Origin of the sequence: Arthrobacter sp. V1I9, from assembly GCF_030817075.1 — a bacterium.
In the GTDB taxonomy this organism is placed as follows: Bacteria; Actinomycetota; Actinomycetes; order Actinomycetales; family Micrococcaceae; genus Arthrobacter.
In genome coordinates this window covers 2,378,408-2,405,316 of sequence record NZ_JAUSYU010000001.1, presented here as the reverse complement: position 1 = coordinate 2,405,316, position 26,909 = coordinate 2,378,408, and the positions used below count along the sequence as shown (strand labels likewise).

At 65.8% G+C, this 26,909-nt stretch carries 27 protein-coding genes and 1 pseudogene; 22 read left to right on the top strand and 6 right to left on the bottom strand.

All coding sequences use genetic code 11. The annotated features are described in order from the left end of the window. Positions 1-44: 44 nt before the first annotated feature. Positions 45-1,163, bottom strand: a complete 1,119-nt coding sequence (locus QFZ70_RS11360) for a ScyD/ScyE family protein (protein WP_307095653.1) — start codon at positions 1,161-1,163, stop codon at positions 45-47. Between the two features lie 178 nt (positions 1,164-1,341). Here QFZ70_RS11360 and QFZ70_RS11355 point away from each other — a divergent pair, with 178 nt between their 5' ends. Next, positions 1,342-1,827 (top strand): nucleoside deaminase, encoded by a 486-nt coding sequence (locus tag QFZ70_RS11355; protein ID WP_307095651.1) that lies wholly within the window; start codon positions 1,342-1,344, stop codon positions 1,825-1,827. Positions 1,828-1,829: 2 nt separating this feature from the next. Beyond that, positions 1,830-2,267: pseudogene (trxA, locus tag QFZ70_RS11350) on the top strand (thioredoxin). A 19-nt stretch (positions 2,268-2,286) separates the two neighbouring features. On the opposite strand, the gene QFZ70_RS11345 reads toward trxA, so the two are convergent. Next, positions 2,287-3,441 carry a pyridoxal phosphate-dependent aminotransferase gene (locus tag QFZ70_RS11345; RefSeq protein ID WP_307095649.1) on the bottom strand — a complete coding sequence of 385 codons (1,155 nt, stop codon included), beginning with the start codon at positions 3,439-3,441 and terminating at the stop codon, positions 2,287-2,289. Positions 3,442-3,565: 124 nt separating this feature from the next. Between QFZ70_RS11345 and truB the strand changes: the two genes are divergently transcribed. The 10 genes from truB (at position 3,566) to QFZ70_RS11295 (ending at position 13,879) form a co-directional block, all read left to right on the top strand. Continuing rightward, a complete protein-coding gene (truB, locus tag QFZ70_RS11340; RefSeq protein ID WP_307095648.1) occupies positions 3,566-4,519 on the top strand; it encodes a tRNA pseudouridine(55) synthase TruB in 954 nt (317 codons plus the stop codon). A 2-nt stretch (positions 4,520-4,521) separates the two neighbouring features. Continuing rightward, entirely contained in the window at positions 4,522-4,875 is a 354-nt protein-coding gene (locus QFZ70_RS11335) for a hypothetical protein (protein WP_307095646.1), read from the top strand. 19 nt (positions 4,876-4,894) lie between these two features. Continuing rightward, entirely contained in the window at positions 4,895-5,350 is a 456-nt protein-coding gene (locus QFZ70_RS11330; RefSeq protein WP_307095645.1) for a hypothetical protein, read from the top strand. A 136-nt stretch (positions 5,351-5,486) separates the two neighbouring features. Next, the gene (locus tag QFZ70_RS11325; RefSeq protein ID WP_307095643.1) at positions 5,487-6,470 is read left to right on the top strand and encodes a bifunctional riboflavin kinase/FAD synthetase; all 984 of its coding nucleotides are present in this window, start codon (positions 5,487-5,489) and stop codon (positions 6,468-6,470) included. Positions 6,471-6,512: 42 nt separating this feature from the next. Then, positions 6,513-7,367, top strand: coding sequence for a tryptophan 2,3-dioxygenase (gene kynA, locus QFZ70_RS11320; RefSeq protein WP_307095641.1), 855 nt, complete (start codon positions 6,513-6,515; stop codon positions 7,365-7,367). Further along, entirely contained in the window at positions 7,364-8,632 is a 1,269-nt protein-coding gene (locus QFZ70_RS11315) for a kynureninase (RefSeq protein WP_307095639.1), read from the top strand. The genes kynA and QFZ70_RS11315 overlap by 4 nt, the downstream gene beginning before the upstream one ends. Positions 8,633-8,860: 228 nt before the next feature. After that, positions 8,861-9,130, top strand: coding sequence for a 30S ribosomal protein S15 (gene rpsO, locus QFZ70_RS11310; RefSeq protein WP_307095637.1), 270 nt, complete (start codon positions 8,861-8,863; stop codon positions 9,128-9,130). Positions 9,131-9,373: 243 nt separating this feature from the next. Then, on the top strand, positions 9,374-11,641 hold the full coding sequence (locus QFZ70_RS11305; protein ID WP_307097863.1) for a polyribonucleotide nucleotidyltransferase: 2,268 nt from the start codon (positions 9,374-9,376) through the stop codon (positions 11,639-11,641). Positions 11,642-11,777: 136 nt separating this feature from the next. Then, a complete protein-coding gene (locus QFZ70_RS11300; RefSeq protein ID WP_307095635.1) occupies positions 11,778-13,100 on the top strand; it encodes a pitrilysin family protein in 1,323 nt (440 codons plus the stop codon). A 122-nt stretch (positions 13,101-13,222) separates the two neighbouring features. Next, a complete protein-coding gene (locus QFZ70_RS11295) occupies positions 13,223-13,879 on the top strand; it encodes a DUF1579 family protein (RefSeq protein ID WP_307095633.1) in 657 nt (218 codons plus the stop codon). A gap of 14 nt (positions 13,880-13,893) precedes the next feature. Here the strand turns inward: QFZ70_RS11295 and QFZ70_RS11290 are convergent, their stop codons facing one another. The 3 genes from QFZ70_RS11290 to moaA all read right to left on the bottom strand — a co-directional run bounded on the left by QFZ70_RS11290 (position 13,894) and on the right by moaA (position 17,407). Continuing rightward, a complete protein-coding gene (locus tag QFZ70_RS11290; RefSeq protein ID WP_307095631.1) occupies positions 13,894-15,771 on the bottom strand; it encodes an HNH endonuclease signature motif containing protein in 1,878 nt (625 codons plus the stop codon). Between the two features lie 227 nt (positions 15,772-15,998). Then, positions 15,999-16,265 (bottom strand): MoaD/ThiS family protein, encoded by a 267-nt coding sequence (locus QFZ70_RS11285; RefSeq protein ID WP_307095629.1) that lies wholly within the window; start codon positions 16,263-16,265, stop codon positions 15,999-16,001. A 5-nt stretch (positions 16,266-16,270) separates the two neighbouring features. Beyond that, complete coding sequence (moaA, locus tag QFZ70_RS11280; protein WP_307095627.1) at positions 16,271-17,407, bottom strand: GTP 3',8-cyclase MoaA; 1,137 nt, start codon at positions 17,405-17,407, stop codon at positions 16,271-16,273. A gap of 230 nt (positions 17,408-17,637) precedes the next feature. On the opposite strand from moaA, the gene QFZ70_RS11275 reads away from it, so the two are divergent. From QFZ70_RS11275 to QFZ70_RS11245, 7 genes are all read left to right on the top strand, one after another. Continuing rightward, on the top strand, positions 17,638-19,179 hold the full coding sequence (locus QFZ70_RS11275; RefSeq protein ID WP_373461678.1) for a molybdopterin-dependent oxidoreductase: 1,542 nt from the start codon (positions 17,638-17,640) through the stop codon (positions 19,177-19,179). 21 nt (positions 19,180-19,200) lie between these two features. Then, the gene (gene glp, locus QFZ70_RS11270; protein WP_307095625.1) at positions 19,201-20,526 is read left to right on the top strand and encodes a gephyrin-like molybdotransferase Glp; all 1,326 of its coding nucleotides are present in this window, start codon (positions 19,201-19,203) and stop codon (positions 20,524-20,526) included. Continuing rightward, the gene (gene moaC / locus QFZ70_RS11265) at positions 20,514-21,008 is read left to right on the top strand and encodes a cyclic pyranopterin monophosphate synthase MoaC (RefSeq protein ID WP_307095623.1); all 495 of its coding nucleotides are present in this window, start codon (positions 20,514-20,516) and stop codon (positions 21,006-21,008) included. Before glp ends, moaC begins: the two co-directional genes overlap by 13 nt. After that, positions 21,005-21,529 carry a MogA/MoaB family molybdenum cofactor biosynthesis protein gene (locus tag QFZ70_RS11260; protein ID WP_307095621.1) on the top strand — a complete coding sequence of 175 codons (525 nt, stop codon included), beginning with the start codon at positions 21,005-21,007 and terminating at the stop codon, positions 21,527-21,529. Before moaC ends, QFZ70_RS11260 begins: the two co-directional genes overlap by 4 nt. Beyond that, positions 21,519-21,980, top strand: a complete 462-nt coding sequence (locus QFZ70_RS11255; protein ID WP_307095619.1) for a molybdenum cofactor biosynthesis protein MoaE — start codon at positions 21,519-21,521, stop codon at positions 21,978-21,980. Before QFZ70_RS11260 ends, QFZ70_RS11255 begins: the two co-directional genes overlap by 11 nt. Positions 21,981-22,110: 130 nt before the next feature. After that, the gene (dapB, locus tag QFZ70_RS11250) at positions 22,111-22,881 is read left to right on the top strand and encodes a 4-hydroxy-tetrahydrodipicolinate reductase (protein WP_307095617.1); all 771 of its coding nucleotides are present in this window, start codon (positions 22,111-22,113) and stop codon (positions 22,879-22,881) included. Positions 22,882-22,883: 2 nt separating this feature from the next. Next, entirely contained in the window at positions 22,884-23,363 is a 480-nt protein-coding gene (locus QFZ70_RS11245) for a hypothetical protein (protein WP_307095615.1), read from the top strand. 49 nt (positions 23,364-23,412) lie between these two features. On the opposite strand, the gene QFZ70_RS11240 is transcribed toward QFZ70_RS11245, so the two are convergent. Continuing rightward, the gene (locus QFZ70_RS11240; RefSeq protein WP_307095613.1) at positions 23,413-24,648 is read right to left on the bottom strand and encodes a heparan-alpha-glucosaminide N-acetyltransferase domain-containing protein; all 1,236 of its coding nucleotides are present in this window, start codon (positions 24,646-24,648) and stop codon (positions 23,413-23,415) included. 85 nt (positions 24,649-24,733) lie between these two features. On the opposite strand from QFZ70_RS11240, the gene QFZ70_RS11235 reads away from it, so the two are divergent. The 3 genes from QFZ70_RS11235 to dapA all read left to right on the top strand — a co-directional run bounded on the left by QFZ70_RS11235 (position 24,734) and on the right by dapA (position 26,892). Next, the gene (locus tag QFZ70_RS11235) at positions 24,734-25,093 is read left to right on the top strand and encodes a hypothetical protein (protein WP_373461578.1); all 360 of its coding nucleotides are present in this window, start codon (positions 24,734-24,736) and stop codon (positions 25,091-25,093) included. A gap of 34 nt (positions 25,094-25,127) precedes the next feature. Further along, positions 25,128-25,913, top strand: coding sequence for a carbon-nitrogen hydrolase family protein (locus QFZ70_RS11230; RefSeq protein ID WP_307095611.1), 786 nt, complete (start codon positions 25,128-25,130; stop codon positions 25,911-25,913). A 70-nt stretch (positions 25,914-25,983) separates the two neighbouring features. Continuing rightward, positions 25,984-26,892, top strand: coding sequence for a 4-hydroxy-tetrahydrodipicolinate synthase (gene dapA / locus QFZ70_RS11225; protein WP_307095609.1), 909 nt, complete (start codon positions 25,984-25,986; stop codon positions 26,890-26,892). The last annotated feature ends 17 nt before the right edge of the window (positions 26,893-26,909 follow it).

The following is a 26,909-nucleotide window of genomic DNA, read 5'->3' as shown; positions in this document are numbered from 1 at the left end:
GTTGCGGCCCGGGGTTTCTGCTTCCCAGGAAACTATGTCTTGTCCTACCGGATGCCCGCTTTGATTACCTTGCCTTTGCTTGGGTCAGCGAAATTGAATCCTGCCGTGGCATACAGCGACTGTCCGCGGACTTCCACCGCTGCCGGCCCGTCGATGGCGAGGAACTGTGACTTGTCGCAGGTCCAGGCGTCGATCTTGATGATCCCGTTGCCGAACATGGACGCTACGTACGCGTCGCCGTCGTCAGCGATGGCAAGGCCAGTGGGGCTCAGGATGTCCTCAGCCCACACACGGGAAGAGCCGCTCCAGGGGTTCACACGGAAGATGGCTCCGCGGGCTCCGAGTGAAGGATCCTCCGGTCCGCCGGGAAGGGACGTGACGTACAGCCGGCCGTCCGGGCCGAACTCCACGTCCGTCGGTACGGGTTCAAAGGCGTATTCGTGGCCCACCACGCACGCAGGGACCTCCACAGTCGTCCCCGCCATGTCCACCGGGATCTTCGTCCCTGCAGGGATTACGGCAGGCCGGGGCGGCAGGACTGCCAACGTGGAAACGTCGCCTGTCTCTACGTTCACTTCCAGGATGGCGTTTGCTCCTGCGTCAGCGACGTAGGCGGTATCGCCCCGCACGGCCACCCCGTAGGGGTGCGAGTCCAGAGCCCCCTGGTAACGGGCAGGCGGGAAGGCAGGCCAATCGGCCAGGCATGCGGCTGTGACGTCGGCGCCGAAGCCGTAATGCTGATCGCGGTCCGGGTTATTTTCGCGTTCGTAGCCGGCCAGGTTGGCAATAGTGCGCACTTCCCCCTGTGAGTCAATGGACTTCAGGTAGCCCTCGAGAGCCTTCGGATCACCGGCGCCCACGCTTTCCACGAAGTAGATGGTTCCGCGCCGGGTTTCCACACCGGCTACGTCCCAACCCTTCTTGCCCTTGTAGAGGGTGGTGGTGGAGCCATCGTCGTTGACACGGCTGAGGAGCCCGGCGAAATTCTGGGTGACCAGAACAGACTCTTCGGAGTCCACGGCCAGGCTCAGGGGTCCAATGAGGTTCTCCGCCAGGGTCCGCGGCTCCGATTGCTCAGGGGTGGAGCCCGCCAGCGCGGGGCCGGCAGGAATTGCGATCACAGCAGCAGCGAGACAAGCGACGATTGAAAATTTCTTCTTCATGGGGTACTCCGGGTTTGGCGCCCTTGGCGGGCCTGTATAAGGAGCCTCGTAAGAGGCAAAAATGCGGAAACCCCCCGCGCCAGAGTATGCCTGCACAGCAACTGTGTCGCCGGGATCTCCCCCTATTCCGCCCCCTATTTTCGCCCCCTAATGCCAGCCCCTTGGCTAGGATCTAGCTATGACTCAGGCGGACCACGGCAATACCAGCCAGTACCTCGAACGGGCGGTAGCCCTGGCCACCCGAAACGTCGCGGATGGGGGCGGGCCGTTCGGTGCGCTGGTGGTGACGAAGGATGGGCGGGTGCACGAGGGCGTCAACCGCGTCACCCGCGACAACGATCCCACGGCCCACGCCGAAGTGGTTGCCATCCGTACGGCTGCGGCTGCAGTGCGGAACTTCGACCTGCGCGGCGCGGTTCTTTACACCAGCTGCGAGCCGTGCCCGCTGTGCCTGGCTTCTGCCCTCTGGGCGCGGATAGACCGCGTATATTTCGCCGCGGACCGGTACGGTGCTGCTTCCGCAGGCTTTGACGACGCTGTTTTCTACGACTACTTCTCGGGGACCCGCCCGGAACTGTTGCCGGTCACCCGGGGTGACGTGCCGGCGTCGGACGCGCCCTTCCACGCGTGGGGCGCCGCCCACCAAAGCCGGAAAGACTACTAGGTATGGATGCCACCCTCGTTAAATGCCCGCACTGCGGGAAGACCAACCGGGTGCCCGCCAGCGCTGCCGGCAGGCCCCGCTGCGGCAGCTGCCGGGGCGGGCTGCCCTGAATTGTGGACGCTGGCGATGCTGACTTCGGCACCGTAGCCGAGCAGTCGCCCGTTCCGGTGCTGGTGGACTTCTGGGCGGCGTGGTGCGGGCCCTGCCGTATGGTGAGCCCTGTCCTGGACAAGCTGGCGCGTGAACGGGCCGGCGAAATCAAGCTGGTGAAGGTGGACGTCGACAAATCCCCGGGCCTGTCCCGGCGTTTTGACGTGCAGGCCATTCCCACCCTGATGGTTCTGGTGGACGGCACAGTGGCAGCCCGGCAGGCCGGCGCCGCCCCCGCAGAGGTTCTGCGCCAATGGCTGGACGGAGCTCTTTCCGGAACCCGCCGCTGACAAAGGACCGCCATTCGGCCTAGGCGCGTTCCGGCAGCCGGGCCAGGCCGTCCAGCAGCTCCTGCTTTTTGCCGCACAGCGCGATCCGCACCCAGCCCTCACCGATGGAGCCGAAGGCAGTTCCCGGTGCAAGTGCGACGCCCGACTCCGCAAGGAAGCGCCGCACCCACCCGCGCACGTCACCGCCGCTCACATGGGACACGTCGGCCCACAGGTAGAACGCGCCGTCGGCCTTCAAGTAGGGAATTCCCTTGGCGTCCAGCACGGCGGAGGCGGCGTCCCGGTTGGCCCGGTAATGCCCGTGGGCGTGCTGGACGTAATCCTGCGGCCCGGTGAGGGCGGCGAGCGCGGCATACTGCGACGGCGATGCCACGCACGAAACGATCGACTCCATGACGTTGTTCATCTTTTGCTCCAGCCCCGGTGGGCACACCAAGGCACCGATGCGGAGCCCTGTGAGGCCATAGGTCTTGGACAGGGTCAGCGAGGTGAAGACGCGCGCCTCACCCGGCAGCACGCCCTCGAACCTTGCTGGACTCACGTGTGGGACATCGTAGGTAAACGCCTCATAGCATTCGTCAGAGATCACCCACAGGTCGTACCGGCGGGCCAGCTCCACGAGTTCCCGGGTCAGGTCCTCGCTGAGTACCGCGCCCAGCGGGTTGGAGGGCGAGTTCAGGACCAGCACCCGGGTCCGGTCCGTGATGAGGGCCTCGATGTCCGCGGTCCGAGGCTGGAAGCCGTGGTCAGGGTAGAGCGGGTAACCCACCGGCACGGCGTTCAGGAGGCGGCTGGTCATCGCAAACGTGGGGTAGCCGGGGTTTGGAATCAGGATTTCATCCCCGGGGGAGAGCAGCAGGCTCATGGCGAAGTGCAGGCCCTGCTGCGCGCCGTCCACCACGTACACGCGGTCGGCGCCCACATCACAGCCCTGCTGCTCCCGGAACCTCGCCGCGAACGCTTCCCGCAGTGACGGAATACCGGCGTTGGGGGTGTAGTTGGTCTCGTCCCTGTCCAGGCAGGCCATGCCGGCGTCGAGGATATGGCGGGGGAGCGGGAACCCGGGCTCGCCGATGCTGAGGACCAGGGCGCCGGGGGTACGCCACGCGGCCTCGGTGATTTCCCGGATCTGGTTGACGGGGACGTCGCGGACGTGGGCGGCAAGCTCAGGCATGCCTGCCATCCTAACTGGCGGACACTGCAGCACGGGCTGGCCCCGTTAGCGGGGGCGGGCCGGCATTCCGCGGGGCGGCACCGGGTGGGCGGGCGCCGGGACCAGCGCCGATATACTGGGAAGCGTGCTTTCTGGACTGGTGATAGTGGACAAACCGCAGGGATGGACCAGCCATGATGTGGTTGGCCGGATGCGGCGCCTCGCCGGTACCCGGAAAGTGGGGCACGCCGGGACGCTGGATCCCATGGCAACCGGGGTCCTGGTGGTGGGCATCAACAAGGCGACCCGCCTGCTCACGTACATCGTGGGCACCTCCAAGACCTACACCGCCACCATCCGCCTTGGCCAGTCCACCGTCACGGACGACGCCGAAGGTGACGTCACTGCCACGGCAGGCACTTCCGCGGTGGGCGAGCAGGCAATTCACGATGGCGTTGCGGCCTTGACCGGGCAAATTCAGCAGGTGCCGAGCAGCGTAAGCGCCATCAAGGTCAACGGAGAACGCGCCTACGCCCGGGTCCGCTCCGGGGAAGAAGTGAAGCTGGCGGCCCGCCCAGTGACCATCCACCGGTTTGAGGTGCACAGCATCAGCAGGGACGCCGGGGCCGACGTTGTGGACCTGGACGTCACAGTGGAATGCTCCTCCGGGACCTACATCCGTGCCCTTGCCCGCGACCTTGGCAACGCACTTGGCGTCGGTGGACATCTCACCGCCCTCCGGCGGACCCACGTGGGGCCGTACTCATTGGAGCAGGCGCGCACGCTTGAACAGCTTGCGGAAGAGCTCAACGTCCTTGACATGTCCGAGGCCGCCCGGGCGCTGATGCCCAACCGCGAGCTCAGCCCGGAAGAAACCACGGAGATCTCCTTTGGCCGGCGGATTGCTGCCGGTGCTGCCCCTGGCAGCCCGGATGCAGCCACGGCCGAACATCCCGCAGCCGCCTTCGCCCCCGACGGAAACCTGGTGGCGCTGCTCGCTGACGCGGGCAGCTTTGCCAAACCCGTGCTGGTCTTTGCCCCCGGCAACGGAGGCCCCGGCAATGGCGCTCCCGGTACCGGCGCGTCCGGGGTGGCCTGAGGGTGGACGCGTATTTTTACATCATCCTGGTGGTGGGGCTCCTGTCCAGCGGAGTGTGCCTGCTGGCCGGCATCCTGAAAAAAGCACCTAACGACGTCACCATCCTCTCGGTCGCCGCCGTCGAGGTGGCCCTGCTGGTGTACCTGGTGGGATCCATCGTGCGCGTTATCGCGGGTGAGCCCATCGCGGGGGAGGCTTGGGAGTTCTGGGGCTATCTAGCCACGGCGATGCTCCTGCCGCCCGCCGCCGTCTACTGGTCCATTCTGGAACGTACCCGGTGGAGCAACTTTGTCCTGGCCGCCGTCGGGGTTACCGCCCTGGTGATGGCCGCCCGAATGAATCAGATCTGGTACTGAAGTGGAAGAAGCACGTAACGTGAAAGACCAGCACTCCGGAACCGCCCAGGACGCCGCCGCGAGCGGAACCGGGGCCGGGAACACGCGCAACACCGGGCCGGGACGCCTGCTGATCGCCGTTTATGCGGTCTTCGCCATCTCTGCCTCGGCCCGCGCCGGGTACCAGATCCTCACTAAGTTTGCCGAGGCGCCGCTCGCCTATCTGCTGTCCGCGTTCGCCGCGCTGGTGTACGTCATTGCCACGATCTCCCTTGCCCGGGCCGGCAGCACATGGTTCAAAGTGTCCGTCGCAGCCGTCCTGGTGGAACTGGTTGGCGTGCTGGTGGTTGGCGCCCTGAGTGTCTTCGATTCCGTCCAGTTCCCGCATGAGACGGTGTGGTCCCTGTTTGGCCGGGGCTACGGATTCATTCCGTTGCTGCTGCCCATCCTGGGTTTGGGGTGGCTGTACCGGCGGCGGCCGTCCCGCGCGTCCTGACATCGTTCCGCCGGGGCGGTTGGCGTCCCGCGCCGACTGGCAAGGTGCGCTGCGTGAATACAGGTAATCTTTAGAGAGTTCCGCGGCCGTCAGGGTCCGGAGCGTTAATATGTGCACGCAGTAAAAGGCGAGGGTGATGGTCTACATCTGGAACGATCCGTCCGAGGTCCCGGCGGACTTCGGCCCATCTGTTGTCACCTTTGGGAATTTCGACGGAGTTCACCGCGGCCATCAGCAGGTGCTGTCCCAGTTGATCCGCACCGCACGGCTCAACCGGGCCAAGTCCGTGGCCGTCACTTTCGACCCCCACCCCGCCCTGGTCCACCGCCCCGAATCCGCGCCTGAGCTGATCATGGGGCTCCAGGACAAACTGGAGGCGCTGGGGGAGTTGGGCCTGGACGCCATCCTGGTGATGAAGTACTCCCTGGACCTCGCCAGCCTCACTGCAGAAGAGTTCGTGGAGCAGTTCCTGGTGGACCGCCTGCGCGCCAGCCACGTGGTGATCGGCCATGACGCCCGGTTCGGCCGCGGCAACTCCGGCGACCTGGACACCATGAAGGCGCTCGGCGGGAAGTTCGGGTTCGAGGTCCAGGTGATCAGCGAGTTCGGCTCGGAGGGCTACCCCCTGCATGACGCCGACGGCACAGACCGCCGCTGCTCCTCCACCTGGGTGCGTGAGGCCCTGCAGGAAGGGGACGTCGCCACCGCCGCGGCTGTGCTGGGCCGGTCGCACCGGATGCGCGGTGAAGTTGTGCATGGTGCCGCCCGCGGCCGTGCGCTCGGATTCCCCACGGCCAATCTCGCCAGTAACGCCAGCGGACTCATCCCGGCTGACGGCATCTATGCCGGCTGGCTGGTGGACCAGGCCGGGACGCGCTGGCCTGCCGCCATTTCCGTGGGGTCGAATCCCACGTTCGACGGCGTCAGCCGGCAGGTCGAAGCGCATGTCATCGACCGGCCACACGAAGCGGTGGAGGACTTCGATCTGTACGGCCAGACAGTAGTTGTTGAATTCGTGGCCCGGCTGAGGGGGATGGTGGCATACCGTGGGCCTGAGGCGCTGGTGGACCAGATGCGCCTGGATGTGGTCCAGGCGCACCACCTCCTCGCCAGGCGCTGAAACCTCCTACAGGGTAAGCGCGCCCCAGGGAAAGGCAGTTGCGTGTCTGTTGAGAAGAACACCAGAAAACTGGACGAAGGCATTGTCCGCGATTTCAGCTCGAGGATGAGCTACGCCTCGTACCTGCAACTGCCAACACTGCTTAGTGCGCAGCAGCCGGTCAGCCAGCCGCAGCATCACGATGAGATGCTTTTCATCATCCAACACCAGACCACTGAGCTGTGGCTCAAGCTGGTGCTGCACGAGCTGCGGAGCACTGCTGCCTGGCTCCGTGCGGACGACCTCGGTTCCGCGCTCAAAGGCATTGCCCGCGTCAAGCACATCCAGAAAACCCTCACCGAGCAGTGGTCGGTGCTGGCCACGCTGACTCCCACAGAGTATTCGCAGTTCCGCGGCTTCCTGGGCAATTCCTCCGGCTTCCAGTCAAGCCAGTACCGGGCCGTTGAGTTCATTCTGGGCAACAAGAACCACAAGATGCTTCCGGTGTTCAACTCGGATCCGGAAGCCCACGCCATGCTGGATGAGTTGCTTCACGCGCCCAGCATCTATGACGAATTCCTGGCCTACCTCGCCCGCCAGGGGTTTGCTGTGCCCCGGGGTGTGCTCGAGCGGGACGTCACCCAGGCCCACGAGTTCACGCCCGAACTGGTGCCGCTCTTCAAGCACATCTACGAGAACGCCGCGGACAACTGGGGCGCCTACGAGGCCTGCGAGGAGCTGGTGGATCTTGAGGACAACTTCCAGTTATGGCGCTTCCGCCACCTGCGCACTGTGCAGCGGACCATTGGCATGAAGACGGGAACCGGCGGCTCGAGCGGCGCAGCATTCCTGCAGAAAGCCCTCGAATTGACCTTTTTCCCGGAACTGTTCGCCGTCCGGACGGAGATCGGCCAGTGACAACACAGGAGCAACTAACCGTGGGAAACTCCGACGACAAGGAAGCGGCCCTGCAGCAGCGCGCCGCCGAACTGGACCGGCAGGATCCGCTGGCGCGTTACCGCACTCAGTTCATCGGCACCGATACACCCCTGTCCTACCTCGACGGCAACTCACTGGGCCGCCCGCTCCAGCGCACCGCAGAGGACATCGGCGCGTTCATCCGGGACGGCTGGGGCGGACGCCTGATCCGGGGATGGGACGAGGAGTGGCTGGAGCTGCCCCAGTCCATCGGCGACCAGCTGGGCCGCGCCGTGCTCGGCGCCGCACCCGGACAAACAATCATCGCTGACTCCACCACCGTGGTGCTGTACAAGCTGATCCGCGCTGCCCTCGCGGCCGTGGCCGACCCCGACCGCAACGAACTGGTCCTTGATACCGAAAACTTCCCCACGGACCGCTACCTCGTGGAGGGCATCGCCCTCGAGGAAGGCCTGACACTCCGCTGGATCGAAGCGGACCCCAACGCGGGGGTGACCGTGGACCAGGTGCGCGAAACTGCCGGGCCGCGCACCGCCGTCGTACTCCTGAGCCACATCGCCTACCGTTCCGGCCATCTGGCGGATCTGCCGGGCATCACTGCAGCAGTGCACGACGCCGGCGCGCTGGTGGTGTGGGACCTTTGCCATTCTGCCGGTTCAGTCGAGATCGGCCTGGACAGTGCGGGCGTGGACTTTGCTGCCGGCTGCACCTACAAGTACCTCAACGGCGGGCCGGGATCGCCCGCCTTCGCCTACGTCAACCAGCGCCACCTCCCCTCGCTCAACCAGCCGATCTGGGGGTGGATGGGCCGCAAGGACGCTTTCGAGATGGGCCCCGGCTACCAGCCGGCCGCGGGTATCCGGGGATTCCTCAGCGGCACCCCGGCGATCTTCGGGATGCTGGCCATGCGGGGCACGCTCGACCTTATCGAGGAAGCCACTATGGCCGCCATCCGGGAGAAGTCGGTGAAGCTGACCGCCTTTGCCGTCGAGGTCTTCGAAGCCTGGCTGGCACCCCTGGGCGTGGAACTTGCCTCGCCGCGGGAGCCGGGGGAGCGGGGCAGCCACATCACCCTGGACCACCCCGGTTTCACCAAAGAGAACGTCGCGTCGCTCTGGGACGAGGACGTCATCCCGGACTTCCGCGCCCCGCACGGCATCCGGGTGGGACTCTCGCCGCTGAGCACCAGCTTCGCGGAGGTCCTGCAGGGCATGGCGGCAATCCGGGAGCAGCTGGCGCACTAACGGACTAGCTGTATTGACCTGGGAGGTTGGTGACGCGGCTGGCCGGTGGGGTCTGTTTCGACAAGATTGGGCGGGGGCCGGTAAACTGAGGGATGGATCCGGCTGCAGTCCGTGGCGGCTGGTTCCTGTTGTGTGTGGCACTGTCCGGGTTTCCCGGACCAGCCGCGGCGGCAGACCCGGCAGTGATTTACTGACCTGGGCCCTCACGGCACATCCCTAGGAGTTATCGTGGCACTTGAAGCCGCTGTAAAGCAGTCCATCATCAAGGAATACGCAACCGGAGAAGGCGACACCGGTTCACCCGAGGTTCAGGTTGCTGTCCTTACCCAGCGGATCAAGGATCTGACTGAGCACATGAAGGAGCACAAGCACGATTACCACACCCAGCGCGGTCTGCTGGCCATGGTTGGTCGTCGCAAGCGCATGCTGAGCTACCTCAAGAAGACCGACATCGCCCGCTACCGTGCGCTCATCGAGCGCCTCGGCCTGCGCCGCTAGTCGGACTTAGGGGCGGCCCGTTCCCGCACGGGATGGGCCGCCTCCTTCACCTAAAAAATTAAACAGGAGGATCAACCGCATCACGCATTCGCGGTCCTCGGTAGTGATCCCCGGGAACGGCTTCGTTGACTGAAGCCCCGGCCCGTGGGTCTCGATCGACGACCGGGTGCAGGGCCAGTAGACAGATGCTGGCCTGGGTTGATGCGGCTGGACTTCCGTAAGAAAGAAACGGAGGTGACTCTCTTGGAGGGTCCCGAAATCCAGTTCTCAGAAGCAGTCATTGACAATGGCCGTTTTGGCAAGCGTGTAATCCGCTTCGAAACCGGCCGCCTTGCCAAGCAGGCAGCCGGTGCGGCGATGGTGTACATCGACGATGACACCGCCCTGCTGTCCGCCACTACGGCCGGCAAGCACCCGCGTGAAGGCTTTGACTTCTTCCCGCTGACGGTCGACGTCGAAGAGCGTATGTACGCTGCCGGCCGTATCCCGGGCTCGTTCTTCCGCCGCGAAGGACGCCCGTCCACCGAAGCCATCCTGGCCTGCCGCCTGATGGACCGCCCGCTGCGCCCCGCCTTCGTGAAGGGCCTGCGCAACGAGGTCCAGATCGTGGTGACCGTCCTGGCCATCAACCCTGACGAGCTCTACGACGTGGTGGCCATTAACGCCTCCTCCATGTCCACCCAGCTTTCCGGCCTGCCGTTCTCCGGCCCCATCGGCGGTGTTCGCGTTGCCCTGGTTGCTGACGAAAACGGATCACAGTGGGTTGCTTTCCCCAAGCACTCGCAGCTGGAAAACTCCGTCTTCAACATGGTGGTGGCCGGCCGTGTTGCCGGTGACGACGTCGCCATCATGATGGTTGAAGCCGAAGCTACCGACAACTCCTGGAACCTCATCAAGGAACAGGGCGCTACCGCCCCCACTGAAGAGGTTGTCTCCGAGGGCCTTGAGGCTGCCAAGCCGTTTATCAAGGCACTGTGCGACGCCCAGGCCGACCTGGCTGCACGCGCTGCCAAGCCGACTGTGGAGTTCCCGGTATTCCTCGATTACGAGGACGATGTCTACTCAGCCGTCGAGTCTGCTGCCGCTGACAAGCTGGCCGCTATCTTCCAGATCGCGGACAAGACGGAGCGCAACGACGCTTCGGACGCGCTGAAGGACGAAGTTACCGCTTCGCTGTCCCTGAGCGCCCAGTTCGAAGGCCGCGAGAAGGAGCTGTCTGCAGCGTTCCGCTCGGTCACCAAGCAGGTTGTGCGCCAGCGCATCCTCAAGGACCAGATCCGCATCGACGGCCGTGGCCTGACGGACATCCGCCAGCTCACCGCCGAGGTCGAGGTTCTGCCCCGCGTTCACGGTTCGGCCATCTTCGAGCGCGGCGAAACCCAGATCATGGGTGTCACCACGTTGAACATGCTGAAGATGGAACAGCAGATCGACTCGCTGTCCCCGGTGAAGACCAAGCGGTACATGCACAACTACAACTTCCCGCCGTACTCCACCGGTGAGACCGGACGCGTGGGCTCGCCCAAGCGCCGCGAAATTGGCCACGGCGCCCTTGCTGAGCGCGCACTCGTGCCGGTCCTGCCGTCCCGTGAGGAATTCCCGTACGCCATCCGCCAGGTGTCTGAGGCTCTCAGCTCCAACGGTTCGACGTCGATGGGTTCTGTCTGCGCCTCCACCCTGTCGATGCTGAACGCCGGTGTGCCCCTGAAGGCCGCCGTCGCCGGTATCGCCATGGGCCTGGTCTCCGACCAGGTTGACGGCCAGACGCGCTACGCGGCACTGACCGACATTCTCGGCGCCGAAGATGCCTTCGGTGACATGGACTTCAAGGTTGCCGGAACCTCCGAGTTCGTCACGGCCATCCAGCTGGACACCAAGCTTGACGGTATCCCCGCCTCGGTCCTGGCAGCAGCCCTCAAGCAGGCCCGCGAAGCACGCCTGCACATCCTCGAGGTCATCGACTCGGCCATCGACACCCCAGACGAGCTCTCCGAGTTCGCACCGCGCGTCATCGCCGTGAAGATCCCCGTGGACAAGATCGGCGAAGTCATTGGCCCCAAGGGCAAGATGATCAACCAGATCCAGGAAGACACCGGCGCCGACATCTCCATCGAGGACGACGGCACGGTCTACATTGGCGCCACCGACGGCCCGTCTGCAGACGCAGCACGGTCCGCCATCAACGCCATCGCCAACCCGCAGGTCCCGGAAATCGGCGAGCGTTACCTGGGTACGGTCGTCAAGACCACCACCTTCGGTGCGTTCGTGTCGCTGACCCCGGGCAAGGACGGCCTCCTGCACATCTCCGAGCTCCGCAAGCTGGCCAACGGCAAGCGCGTGGACAACGTGGATGACGTGGTCTCGGTGGGCCAGAAGGTCCAGGTGGAAATCACCAAGATCGACGACCGTGGAAAGCTCTCGCTCGCCCCGGTAGTTGCCGAGGAAGAAGGCGCCGAGGTTGAGACCGAGCGCGCCCACACCACGGAACCTGCTGAAGGCGCTGACATCTAGCAGCTCCGGTTTCCGGAACACAAGCATGAATCGGCGGGGCCGGTGGATGATCCACCGGCCCCGCCGCTGTTACGATGGCAGCCAGATCCCGGCTGCCCCTTTTGAAAGGCCTCAATGACTGTTGTACCCCTGCCGCTTGAGCAGAACCACCGCGGCGACACCCTGGTTCCACGGCTCCGACGGCGGCTCCGAGGTCCGGCGTTCGGTGCTGCCCGGGGGAGTACGGGTGCTGACCGAGGCAATGCCGGGACAGCGGTCGGCAACCATTGGTTTCTGGGTTGGCGTCGGCTCCCGCGACGAGGCCCCGGGACAGCACGGTTCCACCCATTTCCTGGAGCACCTCCTGTTCAAGGGAACCAAGCGCCGTACAGCGCTGGAAATCGCTTCGGCCTTCGACGAGGTGGGCGGTGAGTCAAACGCGGCCACGGCCAAGGAAAGCACATGCTACTTTGCACGGGTCCTGGATTCGGACCTGCCGATGGCCATCGACGTCATCGCCGACATGATTACCGGAGCCGTTCTCGACCCGACGGAGATGGAACAGGAACGGGACGTTATCCTCGAGGAAATCGCCATGGACAGCGATGACCCCACCGACGTCGCCCACGAACACTTTGTCTCAGCCGTGCTGGGCAGCCACCCACTGGGCCGGCCCATCGGCGGCACCCCGGACGCCATTAAGGCGGTGGCCCGCGACTCCGTCTGGGAGCACTACCAGCGGTATTACCGGCCCGACGAGCTGGTGATCACGGCAGCAGGCGGCCTGGAGCACGACGTCGTCTGCAACCTTGTGGTGGACGCCCTCGAGACCGCGGGCTGGTCGCTGAAGGCGGATGCAGCGCCGGTGGAAAGGCGTTCCACTGACCGGGCGCTGATTACGGGGACCGCCGGACTTCACGTGGTCAAGCGCGCGGTGGAGCAGGCGAACATTATCATGGGCTGCCCCACCATCGTGGCTACCGACGAACGGCGCTACGTCATGAGCGTCCTGAACGCCGTGCTGGGCGGGGGCATGTCCTCGCGCCTGTTCCAGGAGATTCGCGAGAAGCGCGGCCTGGTGTATTCCACCTACTCGTTCGCCTCCTCCTACGCCGACGCCGGGTACTTCGGCATGTACGCGGGGTGCACGCCGTCCAAGGTTCGGCAGGTCCTGGAATTGCTCGGTGCGGAATTGGACAAGCTCGCGGAGCACGGAATCACCGAGGACGAGCTGCGCAAGGCTGTGGGCCAACTGGGCGGCGGAATCGTTCTGGCGCTGGAGGATACGGGATCGCGGATGTCGCGGCTGGGCCGTGCCGAACTCGTTTCCGGCGAGTACCAGGACATCGACGAGACGCTGCGGCTGATCAAGTCGGTTACGGCGGAGCAGGTTCAGGACCTTGCGGCGGAGCTTGCAGCCGCACCAAGGACTGTGACCGTTGTCGGACCGTTTGAGGAGACCGAAACGTTCGGTCTCTGACGGCTCTCCTCGCCTTGGCCAGGGGGCGTAGGATCAGGCCAACCGACGTCGGATTTCTGTGGGTTTAGCTGGCGTGTGGTTCGTGAGGGGTGGAAGGCGTGGATGGATTCGGAGCGGGCCCTGTGCCTCCCCGCAACGAAGGTCCTGCCCACACCCCTCCTGCCCATGAGGGACTTGCCGACGACGGCCATGCCTTTGACACCCCGTCATCCGACCACCCGGAACAGGACCCGCGGACACAGGGCCCGCGGACACAGGACCAACCGCTGCACGACCATCCAGCACTGGCTGGCCTGCTCGGCCATTGGCGGGGCAGCACCCACCTTGCGGCTGGTCCATGGGGGCCGGAGCGGACCGTTGATGCGGAGGTGACGTACAGGCGCGTGGCGGGCGGCTTCGCCGTGGTGCAGAGCTACCGCCACGTTGAGGCGGACGGGACGCATTTCGAAGGCCACGGGATGTTCACCGTGGATCCCGATCACCAGGACGTTCTGTGGTATTACGTGGACAGCGCGGGCCTGGCGCCGGAGGCACCGGCCCGTTGTCAGTGGCATGAAGGGGTCCTGCGCATGGAACGCCACGGCAACGCCGGATGGACCCGCCACACCTTGCGCGCTGACGGCGGCGTCCTAAGGCATGTGACCGAACTTCGTACCCATGCAGGCGGCGCCGCATGGGAAGGCGGTTTGGGGGAGGGGAATCTGGGGGCGGGCGTCGGCGCCAACGGTACTGGCACGGCGTACACCCCCTTTATGACTTCGGTGTTCAGAAAAGGCTGACGTTCTGATGTCATTCAGGTCGGGAGCAATTCCCAGTTCTTCTCCGGATCAGGTGGCAGGACATGCGGCATTGCGTAGAAGTCCTCCCAGCACGAGTCGCTCGCGGCTATGTCATCAGGGTCCACAAGGTCCTCGTCCGGAGCTTCCCAGACCGGAAATTCCTCATGCAGGGTTTCATGCAGCCGGGAACCTTTGTCCGAAGCTTCCCGGACCTGAAATTCGCCAGGCAGTGTTTCATAAAGCCGGGAATCCTCGCTAAATTCAGGGCTCGACAGCACTGCCGCTGGCCAGTGTGGTGGTTCCCAGTTGTGGTGTTCGCTTTGGTAGTGGCGGCCGGTGGGTGAGGTCCAGCCGGGTGGTTCGTTTCGGGTGGCTGGGGTGGGTGTCCAGCGGCTGTTGTGTTTGAGGCGGTGATGTTTTGGGCAGAGTTGTGCCAGGTTGCTGATTCCGGTGGTTCCGCCGTGCTGCCAGGGTTGGAGGTGGTCGGTTTCGTTGTCGGGGGAGCGGTTGTTGCAGCCGGGGAAGGTGCATTTTCCGTCGCGCAGGCGCAGTGCCTGTTTCATGGCTTCGGGGAGCCGGTATTTTGTGCGTCCGATTTCCAGTGGTGCGCCGTCGCGGGGGTCCACGAGGACGCGGTGGAACGAGGTGGCACCGTCGGTGAGGAGTTTGCGTGCCATGGAGGCGGGGATGGGGCCGTGCCCGTCGAGGACGGCTGGTTCGTCGGTGAGTCCGAGGAGTGCGAACACCGGGACGGTCACGAGCACTGTTGTGTTCGGGACCGGGACTTTGGCGACATCCGCGTACCCGTTGTTGCCTGTGGTGGCGTCGGTGCCCCCGTCCGCGGCGCCGTCCTGGGAGCCGTCCGCGGGGCCCTCGTCGGGGGTGTGCGGGCTGGTGTGTTCGTCGCGGCTGAGTGTGGGTCCTGCGCTGAGGAGGAGGTTGGTGAGGATGTCGGGCCGGAGTTGGGTGAGGTTTCGGGGTTCGTTCGGGCTTTGGGCGCCGCGGGCGAGGGCGGTGATTTTGTTCCAGATCGCGGATGCCTGGTGGGCGGGCAGGTAGGCGGAGAACCATGCCATGCCGTTGCGGTCGGGGCTGTATTCGATGCGGCGGTCGGCCGCGCTTTTGGTGTGCCGCTTTTCGATGGATTCGGGGTGGTGGCGTTCGCGCCAGTTCCTTATCCTGGCCCGGAAGCGGGAGGGCACCAGTTTCCCGGCGGCGGCTCCGCGGGCCGGGTGGGGTGCGTCCGGGTCCAGGAAATGGGCTACCAGGGCGTTGGCGCCGGCGGGGGTGAGGCCTTCTGTTTCGTCGGCGATGATTTTCGCGTGTTGCCAGGAGATGGTTCCGGAGGACAGTGCCGCCAGGGCGAGCGGGAGGGAGCAGAGGTGGCGGGACTGGGTGATGAACGCTCCGGCTGCGGGTCCGCTGATGGTCAGGACGCCGGCGGTTTCCTCGATTGCTGACATCTCGTTGTAGGTGCGTTCGTGCACGGGCGCGTCCGGTGGGGTCATCGCTTGTTGCAGTTCGAAGGCTTCGGCTGCGTCGCGTGCCTTGAGCCCAGCTATCTGCGCTTCGAGCTTGGACAGCAGCCCCAACCGGTCCAAACGGATCTCGTACGCGCGCTGGAGCGCGTCAACCCCGCCACCGGCTGCAGCGGTAGTGGCCAGGGCGGCATCCTTGAGAAACAGGGCCCCCACGCCGGCAACGGAGGCGTGAATGCCCTCCATCGCTGCCACTGCGCCTCCGCCGTTTCCCATACCAACATCATCTATGGAGGCACTGACATTCTGAGTGGGAACGGGGACGGCCCGCTTAACCGGAACCTCGGCTGGATCAGCGGGGGCAGGAACAAGTGCCAGGTCTCTGGTCGCCCCGCCCGCCATCTTCGACTCCATACCCGCATCCTCTACGGAAGCACTGACAATCTGGGTGGGGGGCAGGTGCTGGGCGGTCAGGGACAGCCTGTGCGGCTGGAACGCGCGCCGGCCGCGCTGGTCTCGCCGTCTGCCGAAATCCGCATACCGACATCTTCGGCGAAGGCACTGACATTTGAGGGGGAAGCACGTCTTCAAGGGAGGAACCGGCAACCTGAAGGCCGAATTGAACGCGAGGAAAGGTACTCCTACCCGCCCGCGAACGGGGGCAGGACATCCACCACGTCATCAGCCTTCAGGACGACGGCTCGGTCCCGCACGGCCACCTCATTGAGCAGGAAGCTGCTCCGGGACAGGATGCGCGGGAGCGGGGGAGTTCCGGCGGGAGGCTCGGGGCGCTCCACGGATGAAACGGTCTCGAGAAGGTCAGCAACGGTGGCGCCGGGCGCCAGGTCGAAGCTCTCTTCCTCCATGCCTGCGGCCGCGCGTGCGGCAGCGAAGTAACGTACGTTCAAAAGTTTCAGCCCCCGATGGCGCTCATGCTGCGGTCCGGCTGGACGAAGTCCGGAGCGTCAAGTCCCACGTGGTCCATTCCGTGGGCTTTGGGTTTGAGCCACATCGCGTCCTGCCACCGCTGGGCGAGGGCCTCGTCGGTTGCTCCCGAGCGCAGGAGACCCAACAGGTCGAATTCTTCCCGGGAGAACAGGCAGCTCATGATCTTGCCCTCTGCAGTGATCCGTGTCCTGCGGCAATCCGAGCAGAACGGCTCGGTCACGGAGGCAATGATGCCCACCGTGCCCAACACAGGGCCTGACGCGCCCGCAGCGCCGTCAGCGGACCCGGCTACACGCCGTCGTACTTCAAAACGCTCCGCCGGGGCACCGTCACGGGCGCGGGGATCGGGACTGAGGGCAAAATCAGTGGAGAGAACCTGGCGGATCTCGGCGGCCGTAATCATGTTCCGCCGCGTCCAGCCGTGGTCGGCGTCAAGCGGCATCTGTTCAATGAAACGAAGCTCATACCCGCGCCCCAGGGCCCAGGCGAGCAACGATGGCGCCTCGGCGTCGTTGATGCCGCGCATCAGCACCGCGTTGAGCTTGACCGGGCCCAGACCCGCCGCCCAGGCTGCGTCCACCCCGGCCAGCACTTGGTTCAGGAACGGCCTGCGGGTCAGCTGGGTGAAGGTTTCCTCGTGCAGCGAATCCAGCGACACGTTGATACGCGTCAGGCCGGCAGCCTTCAGCGGCGCCGCCTTTTTCGCGAGTCCCACGCCGTTGGTGGTCATGGAAATGGGCAGGCCGGGGTGGTTGCTGCGAAGGGCCGAAATGATGTCCACCAGATCGTGCCGCACAAGGGGCTCCCCACCGGTAAGCCGCAATTCACGAACTCCCAGCTGCTCTACGCCGATCCGCACAATCCGAATGATTTCCTCCGCAGACATCACCGCCTGTTTCCCCAGCCATTCCAGGCCTTCGGCAGGCATGCAGTAGGTGCAGCGAAGGTTGCATTTGTCCGTCAGGGACAGCCTCATGTCCGTGGCCCGGCGTCCATAGCGGTCCGCGAGTCCAGCCGGAGCATCAGCGGGGCGGGCAACAGGAACCGACGGCAGGGGTGCTGCTTCCTCCCGCGGCTGGGGCATGCCTAGCTGAACACTCATGAATTCAGGCTACGCCACGTTGGGTTGCGCATCACACCCCGTGACACGGGCAAGCGGGCAGCAGAAGACCGGGCAGGGCCCAGGACAGGTCAGGCGCCACAGGTACTCCGCGAACTTATGCTTGAAGGGTGGACACCTCACGGCCAAGGGAGGCAACGCACGACGACGGGTCGGGGCTGCCGGAGCAACCGGCACCTTCGCTGCCGACTCAGGCAGTGCCGCCCCAGGCAGTGCCACACTGGAACGGGCGGTGGGCGGCGGCCGCCGGGGTGGTGGCGGTGGGCAGTGCAGTGGTGCTGGGGGAGCTGGTAGCCGGCGTCGTCAGTCCGTCGTTGTCGCCTCTGACCGCTGTTGGTAGCGCCGTCATCGATGCCATTCCTCCCGGTGTCAAGGACTGGGCCGTTGCACTGTTTGGTACAGCGGACAAAGTGGCTCTCCTGGTCGGAATGGGCCTGGTGATCGCTGCGCTGGCCGCACTGGCGGGCGTGGTGGGGGAACGCCGCCGGCTGAGGGGCGTCGCGGTGGTTGCCGTCTTTGGGCTTGTGGGCCTGGCGGCCGTCCTGACCCGCGCCCAAGCCACGTTCACCGCGATTGCACTGGCGGTCCTCACCTCCGCCGTCGCCGGCGTCCTGCTTCGATTCCTGATCACCAGGCTGCAGGAATGGGGGAGCGATGAACCTCGGACAGGAGTCGATGCCGCGCCTGCCCGCCGTCGTTTTCTGCAGGCTCTGGCCGGCGGAGCCTCGTTCGCCGTCATCGGTGGAGCGCTGGCGGCCAAATGGCGCGGTGCTTCCGTTGCGGTCAGCGAAGCCCGGAGCCGCGTAGCTCTGCCGGTCCCCAACTCGCCGGCGCCGCCAGTCCCGCCAACCGCTGAGGCGAAAATCGACGGCATGCAGCCGCTGGTCACCCCCAATCCGGACTTCTACCGCATCGACACGGCCCTCACGGTCCCCGCCGTCGATCCGGACGCATGGGTCCTGAAAGTCACCGGAATGGTGGACAGGGAGGTGGAGCTGACCTTCGCCGAACTCCTGGCCAAACCCCTGACCGAACGCCATGTGACTATCGCCTGCGTGTCCAACGTCGTGGGCGGAGACCTCATAGGCAACGCACGCTGGCTGGGCTGGCCCGTCCGCAACCTGCTTACCCTTGCCGGGCCGCAAACCGGCGCGGACATGGTGCTCTCGAAAAGTGTGGACGGCTGGACTGCCGGAACCCCGCTGGAAGTGCTCACCGACAACCGTGAGGCCCTGCTCGCCGTCGGCATGAACGGTGAGCCGCTGCCGCTCGAACACGGCTTCCCGGTCCGGCTGGTGGTGCCCGGACTCTACGGCTACGTGTCGGCCACCAAATGGGTCACCGAGCTGAAAGTCACCAGGTTCGCGGATGACACGGCCTATTGGACGCCCCGGGGCTGGTCGGAGCGGGGCCCCATCAAAACCTCTTCACGGATCGATGTGCCACGAAGCGGCCGGCCTGTGAAGGCGGGAACGGTGATGTTCGGCGGCGTCGCCTGGGCCCAGCACACGGGCATCGGCAAGGTGGAGCTCCGGGTGAACCGTGGTTCTTGGCAGCAGGCGGAACTGGCGGAAGGCATCTCGCTGGACACCTGGTACCAGTGGAAGCTGGCGATGGAGTTGACGGAAGGGCAGTACGAGGTCCAGGTCCGGGCCACGGATCTCGCAGGCCAGGCGCAGGACGAGCAGAGCAGGCCCGTGGCGCCTGACGGGGCCACCGGGTTCCACACGATTAGAGTGGACGTGCAACCCTGATGGCTTACTGAAGGCGGAACCATGACCAGCCCGAAACCCCATGGAACGTCCCTGGATGAAACGATTAATGGCCAAGCGCAGCATCAGGGCGGTGGCGACGCGACGCACGAGCCCAACCACCAGGGGCGTCAAGCGCATCACCAGGCGCGGTCCGTGGCTGGGCATGCCGCCGCCGTCGAGCAACTCCTGCGTCCATTGCAGTCCTCGGACCGGACGGAAGTACTGCCCCTGCATGAGGCGCTGGGCCGCGGCCTGGTCAGCGACGTCCGCGCCCCCATCAGCCTGCCGCCCTTCGCTAACTCCCAGATGGACGGCTATGCCATCCGTTCCGCGGACGTGCCCGACGGCGGTGCGGAGTTGCGTGTTATGCCTCCCGTTCCAGCGGGCGCAAGCCCCGCAGCCCTTCGGCCTGGCATGGCCGCCCCGATCATGACCGGGGCTATGCTCCCGGAAGGGGCCGACGCCGTCGTCCCCATTGAGCGGGCCGTTCCGGACCGTTTCCTTCCGCACACGGAGCAGGCAACGGTGACGCTGCCAACGGCCGCGCCCGGCACTTTTGTGCGGGCAGCCGGCAGCGATGTCCGGACCGGTGAAACGGCCCTGGCAGCCGGCACCTTCCTTGGCCCGGCACAGTTGGGCCTGCTCGCGGCCTTGGGCATCCCGGAGGTGACGGTATACAAGGCCGTGACGGTCCTGTTGGTCACTACAGGCGACGAAGTGGTGGAACCCGGCCAGGAGTTGCCCGCCGGCAAGATCTACGACTCCAACGGCACACTCCTCGAAGCAGCCATGAAGCAGTCCGGGCTCCAGGTCCGCCGTGCGGGAATAGCCACTGACAACCCGGAGGCGCTTCGCAGGCTGCTGCGGAGCGAGGGTGGCGGGACGGATCTGATCGTCACCACCGGCGGGGTCAGCAAAGGCGCGTACGAGGTGGTGCGGCAGGCCATGGAGGACCAGCCGGTGGAGTTCCTGCACGTGGGCATGCAGCCGGGCGGCCCGCAGGGGATTGGCACCTTCGAAGGGCGCCCCTTCCTCGGATTCCCCGGAAACCCCGTCAGCTGCCTGGTGTCCTTTGAGATGTTCCTCCGTCCCGTCCTGGCCGGCCTTCTCGGTACCCCTGCACGACGACTGCCCATCCGCGCCAGGCTGAGGCATCCCCTCACGTCGCCCGAGCACAAGCACCAGATCCGCCGCGGCACCCTGCAGCCGGACGGGACAGTGGAGCTCCAGGGCGGGGAAAGTTCACACCTGATGCACGCGCTCGCGGGCTCGAACCTGCTGGTTCACGTCCCCGAAGGAGTGGCCGCGCTCGCGGCAGGGGCGGAGGTGGAAGTATGGATGCTGTGAATGCAGAACAAACCCAGGCCGCGCTGACGCACCTGCGCCAGGACGGCAGCGCCCAGATGGTGGATGTCTCCGCCAAAGCCGAAACCACCCGTGAGGCCACTGCCACCGCCACGGTCCGCACCACCGCAGAGGTCATGGGCCTGCTCGGTTCAGGTGGCCTGCCCAAGGGCGACGCCCTGGCCGTGGCACGGGTTGCCGGCATCATGGCCGCCAAAAAGACACCCGAACTGATTCCGCTGTGCCATCCGCTGCCGCTGTCCAAGGTCACCGTGGACTTCGAGCTTGCACCGGACTCGGTATCCATACTCGCCACGGTCAAGACCCGCGGCGTTACCGGGGTGGAGATGGAAGCACTCACTGCAGCCTCCGTCGCGGCCCTCAGCGTCTACGACATGATCAAGGCTGTGGACAAGCATGCCGTTTTGAACGACATCAAAGTCCTCGCCAAAAGCGGCGGCAAGAGCGGGGACTGGACACTGTGACCAGCACCCTCAACGCGCCCGACCCCCACCGCCACGGCGACGTCCAAGGACGGAAGGCCGGCGTCGTGATCGCCTCCACCCGGGCCGCCGCCGGCATATACAACGACGAAACCGGCCCAGTGATTACGGACTGGCTGACCGAACACGGCTTCGACGTTTTTCCACCCATGGTGGTTCCCGACGGCGAGCCGGTAGGCGCAGCCCTCCGCGCACTCCTGACCCAGCGCCCCGCCGTCGTCATCACCAGCGGGGGCACGGGCCTCAGCCCGGACGACCGCACACCGGATGTCACCCTGCCGCTGCTGGACCGCGAGATACCCGGCATCATGGAAGCGGTCCGCCGCGCAGGGGCCGCCCAGACCCCGCTGGCGGCCCTCAGCCGTGGTCATGCCGGCGCTGCAGGATCTACCTTCATCATCAACCTACCCGGATCACCCAAAGGGGTCATGGACGGACTGACCGTCCTGGCCCCCGTGATCGGGCACCTTTGCGACCAGCTGGAAGGCGGACATGGGCACTGAAACAGCATTCGAGGTGGTCAACGCTGTCCTGAGCGCTGATCCCATCTCCGTCGACCAGGCCATCGCGACGGTGGAAAGCGACACCGCCGGTGCGGTGGTCAGCTTCAGCGGCGTAGTGCGGAATCACGACGGCGGCAAGGCAGTCGAGCGCCTCAGTTACAGTGCGCATCCCACGGCGCACCAGGTGATGGCCGACGTCGTCGCCCGCCTCGTTGCCGAACATTCGGTCAACGCCTCCTCCAGTCAGCCCGTGCGGATCTGGGCGGCACACCGGATCGGCATGCTGGAGATCGGCGACCCCGCGCTGGTGTGTGCCGTGTCCGCAGCCCACCGGGGCCAGGCGTTCGCCGTCTGCTCCGAGCTGGTGGACAGGATCAAGGAGCAGGTTCCCATCTGGAAGGAACAGTTCTTCACCGACGGAACGGTGGAATGGGTGGGCGCGGGCAGCTGATGCTGCCACCTTCTCCATTGCCTGACCGGCCCGGTGCGCCCACCGTCACGCTGCCACATACCAGTTCCTGCGAGGTAACGCACACTCCGCGGTTCCTGTCCGCCGTGAGCCCACCGGTAGGGTTAACGCCATGACCGAACAACTTTCTGCGCCCTTGCCCGTTGCCGTGCTGGGCGCGAACGGGCGCATGGGCGCCGAAGCCGTAAAAGCCATCGAAGCCGCCGCTGACATGAAGCTCGTCGCCGCCTTGGGCAGGGGCGACTCGCTGGACCAGCTCACCGCAGCCGGCGCCAAATTCGTGGTGGACCTGACGGTTCCGGAGAGCACTGAAGCGAACGTCCGCTTCGCCGTCGAACACGGCATGCACGCCGTGGTGGGCACCACCGGCTGGGGCAGCGGCAAACTGTCCGCACTGGGGGACCTGCTGGCCGGCCACCCGGAGGCCGGCGTGCTGATCGCCCCCAACTTCGCCCTCGGCTCGGTGCTGGCCTCGGCCTTCGCTGCCAAGGCCTCCAAGTACTTCGAATCGGTGGAGATCATCGAGCTGCACCACCCGGACAAGGTTGACGCGCCGTCGGGCACCGCAGTCCGGACCGCAGAACTCATCGCCGCCGAACGCAGTGCCGCGCAGGTACCGCCGAGTCCGGATGCCACCACCAGCGAACTTGCCGGCGCCCGCGGTTGCGAGGTGGACGGGGTACGCGTCCACAGCGTGCGGCTCCGCGGCCTTGTGGCCCACCAGGAAGTATTGCTCGGCAGCGCCGGTGAGCAGCTGACCCTGCGCCACGATTCGTTTGACCGCGCCTCGTTCATGCCCGGCGTGCTTCTTGGCCTGCGGAAGGTAGCCGCCCACCCCGGACTGACGGTTGGCCTGGACGGCTACCTGGACCTGGGGCTCTAACCGTGGGCGGAGTGCTGGCTGGTTTCCGGAAGAACCGCACCAAGATCTGGGTGGGGGCGGTAACGCTGCTCCTGGTCTTTTACCTGGTGGTGTCCTTCCAGCGCTCAGTTCTGCTGCTGACAGACAGCAACCCGGCAGCTGTAGCCATCGGGGCGGCCTACCTCGTGCTGCCGGTGATCGGTGCCTGGGCGCTGGTCCGGGAACTGATGTTTGGGGCCCGCACCGAGCAGATGGCGAAAGTCCTTGAAGCCGAAGGCGGGCTCCCGGTAGACGAGCTGCCCAGGACGCCGGCAGGGCGTATTGTCCGTTCCGCAGCCGATGCCGAGTTTGAGAAGTATCGGGCGGAGGCTGAGGCAGCACCGGATGACTGGCGTTCCTGGTTCCGGCTGAGCTGCGCCTACGACGCCGCCGGCGACCGCAAGCGCGCCCGCGCCTCCATGCGGGACGCCGTCAAGCTCTTCCGCGGCAACGTTCCGGCTTAGCCTTCCAGTTCTTAGCGCTCCATGGGGGAGCGGCCCGGGATCGGCTCGCCTAGCTGATAGCCTTGACGCCGCCGCGGCCCACCTGGTTCGCCGCATGCCCCAGCCATTCCAGGGGCCCGCGCCACTTCAGCAGCACAAACACGATGCCCACCATTACTGCACCGGCAGCCTGGGCGAAGTACATGGCGTCCTCAGTCCAGCCGGCGGGGAGGGGCTTCAGGTAGAAGCCCGAAACCACCCACACGTGGACGGAGTACAGGGTCAGGGTCATGGCGCCCGCGCCGCGCAGGGGCAGCAACAGATCCAACGCCACCCATTCAGCCAGCCTGCCCAGGAGAAGGAACGCCCCGATCACCGCCGCTGCCACCGCGGATGTGTGGAGCAGGTCGAGGGGGGTTGCGGAGTGGGGCGCCGCGGACGCCAGCCACCACCAGGATCCCTCCTGCGGGATACCCGTCAGGTTGACCTGCAGAACATTGTGCAGCGGGTAGCCGGGGGAGTCCAGCAGCTTCTCGAGGGCGGCCCGGCCGCCCCAGTTCTCCATGGCCGCGGTGCCCAAGGCCTTGGCCAGGAAGGCAACAATGGTGCCGCCGATCAACAGCACCCAAGGGACCAGTCGCTTGTTGAGCATCAGGCGGCCGACGACGAGCCCCACCAGCAGGTAGGACAGCCACTGGAAGACGGGGTAGTAGCCCGTGAAAAAAACGTCGACCAGGAGGCGGGTGGGCGTGGACAAGTCCTCCCAGGAGGGATTGTGGCCAAGCCTCAGCGGCGGGGCCGCAGCCAGCAGCCAGGGACGCAACAGGTACGCCAGCACCGGCGAGGCCAGGATCCAGCCAGCGGCCCAACTGAGGAGCGGCTTCAGCCGCATGCCCAGGAACGGCAGGACACACAGGAACAGCACTGCGTAATGGACCAAAATGATGGCCACGCCCACTTCCAGGCCACCCAAGGTGAGCCCGACGGCGGCAATTACCAGGGCGCGCAGGGCCACCCCGCGCCTCGCTGCCGAAAGGTCGGAGCCATCCAGCGGCTTGTGCTTTCCAGTGGACAACGCGAGGCCAACCCCTGCCAGTACTGCGAAGAGTGCGGCGGCCCTGCCCGAAAAGGTCAGGCCGATCCAGGTGGGGGTCAGGTCGGCGTTCGATTCAAAAGTGGGAAGCAGGTGCGTGGCCATCATTCCCAGCAGGGCAAGCCCGCGCGCTGCGTCGATGCCGTGAAGCCGGCCCGGGATGGAGCGGCCTGCAGCCATCCGGGAGGAGGCGGCGGCGTTGCGGGAGGTCATGCCCAGATCGTCTCACACCTGGCTGTACCGGAGCTGTCACGAACCGCCCTTGTGTTCGAATATATGTTCGAATAGCATTGGCGGCATGCAAACCCCATCACCTGAAGTCCCCGCCTCGGAGTCCCCACATGCCGGGCCACTGAAGGCCATGAGCCCCGGGGTGGTTGATTACCTCTTTCGCCAGCTGGTGACCGGAAAAACCTCCGAGGACATCCAGTGGGAGCGGGAGGGTGTCAGCCTGTCCGCGCAACCGGAAGGGGCAGAACTCGCACGGCGGCTCGGCGAGACGGATATCGACGCACTGACTCCCGTGGAACTGTTCCACTACGTCAGGGCCGCCCAACGGTTGGCCACCTGGGCCGAAGGGCTGCGGCAGTCGGCGGTGGGCAGGTATTGCCACCCCGGGCCAGGGGAGCCGCCCCGGGCCCATGACGTCCGCCGCTGAGGCGTGCAGGCAGGTGCTTGCCTAGGATGGAGGCGTGACAGACACCCTCCCCGCCGCCGTGATCCAGTATCAGCCGCTGGATGGCGGCATCCCGGCCAACGCCGCCGAGCATGTGCGCCTCATTGAGGACGCAGATGACCACGGCTCCCGCCTGGTGGTCTTCCCGGAGTTGTCCCTCACCGGCTACCGGCTGGACCTGTTAGAGGACCCCGACTCCTGGCTGAAGCCGGATGACGAACGCCTCGGCGATGTCCGGGAGATCTGCCGCCGGACCGGGATTACGGCTGTTGTAGGCGCAGCCTGCCGCGAAAGCGACGGCACGCCCCGGCTGGCATCGGTTGCCCTTCACCCGGACGGCAGTACCGAAACGGCTTTCAAGGCCCACCTGCACGGGCAGGAGCAAGAGCTGTTCACGCCTGGAGAGGGCGTCGCTTTGATGGAAATGGACGGATGGAGGATTGCCCTCGCTCCCTGCTTCGATGCCTCCGTGTTCGATGCCTCCGTGCCTGAGGGCGGTGCGGACGCTGCGGCAGCAAGTGCTGACGTGTACTGCGTGTCCGCCCTCTACACCAAAGACGAGGAGCACCGGCTGGGCCTCCACCTTGGAGCGCGGGCCATGGACAACAGGATGTTTATGCTGCTCGCCAACCTTGGCGGCAGGAGCCCCTTGGGTGAGTCGTGCGGCTTGAGCGGCTTTTGGGGTCCGGACGGCTTCCCGTTGAAGCAGGCGGCGGGAACCCGCACAGAAATTGTTTCCTGCGTCCTGCAGCGAAGCCGCCTCGAGAAATACCGCCGCGAAACCGGCAACGCCGCCGGGTAATCCTATATTTGACGTTCATCACGCCGCTCCTATTGTCCTAACCAGCCGGGGACAGGGTAACGTTTTTTCCATGGCTGACACTTCCGCGCGCATCCCTGCCCTTGGCACCCTCCTGACCGCCATGGTCACGCCGTTCACAAAGGACGGCAGGGTGGATTACCAGCAGGCAGCGGAATTGGCCGGCAAGCTGGTGGACGACGGCTGCGACGGCCTGGTGGTCACCGGAACCACGGGGGAAACCTCCACCCTCACCGACGAAGAGAACCTCGGCATGTTCCGTGCCGTCAAGGAAGCGGTCGGAGACCGGGCGGCAATCATCGCAGGCACCGGCACCAACGACACCGCGCACTCAGTGCACCTCTCCCAGCAGGCAGCAGCGCTCGGCGTCGACGGCATCCTGCTGGTGACCCCCTACTACAACAAGCCCAGCCAGTCAGGCCTCCGCGCACACTTCGAGGCCATCGCCAGTGCCGCCGACGTGCCCGTGATGCTGTACGACATCCCGGGCCGGTCCTCGATCGCGATCGAACCCGAAACCATGATCCGCCTGGCGCAGCACCCGAACATTGTGGCCGTCAAGGATGCCAAGGCCGATTTCGTCGCGGCCACCCGCGTCATGGCAGAAACTGACCTGCTCTTCTACTCCGGCGATGACGGACTGACTCTGCCCTGGATGGCACTGGGCGCCGTAGGCCTCGTCGGTGTCACCACGCACGTGGCAACCCGCCAGTTCCGTGACCTCATCGATGCGGTCAACGCCAACGACCTCGAAACCGCGCGGAAGATCAACTTCGACCTTCTGCCCGTGGTCCGCGCCACCATGACCAGGGTCCAGGGGGCCGTCGCGGCCAAACAGATTCTTAAATGGCAGGGAGTCCTGCCCAACTCGATTGTCCGCTTGCCCCTCGTGGAGCCGGACGAAGCCGAGATCGAAACCATCCGCGGGGATTTGGCGGAAGCGGGGCTGGTCTTTTCCTGAGGGCTGAGACCGGCACC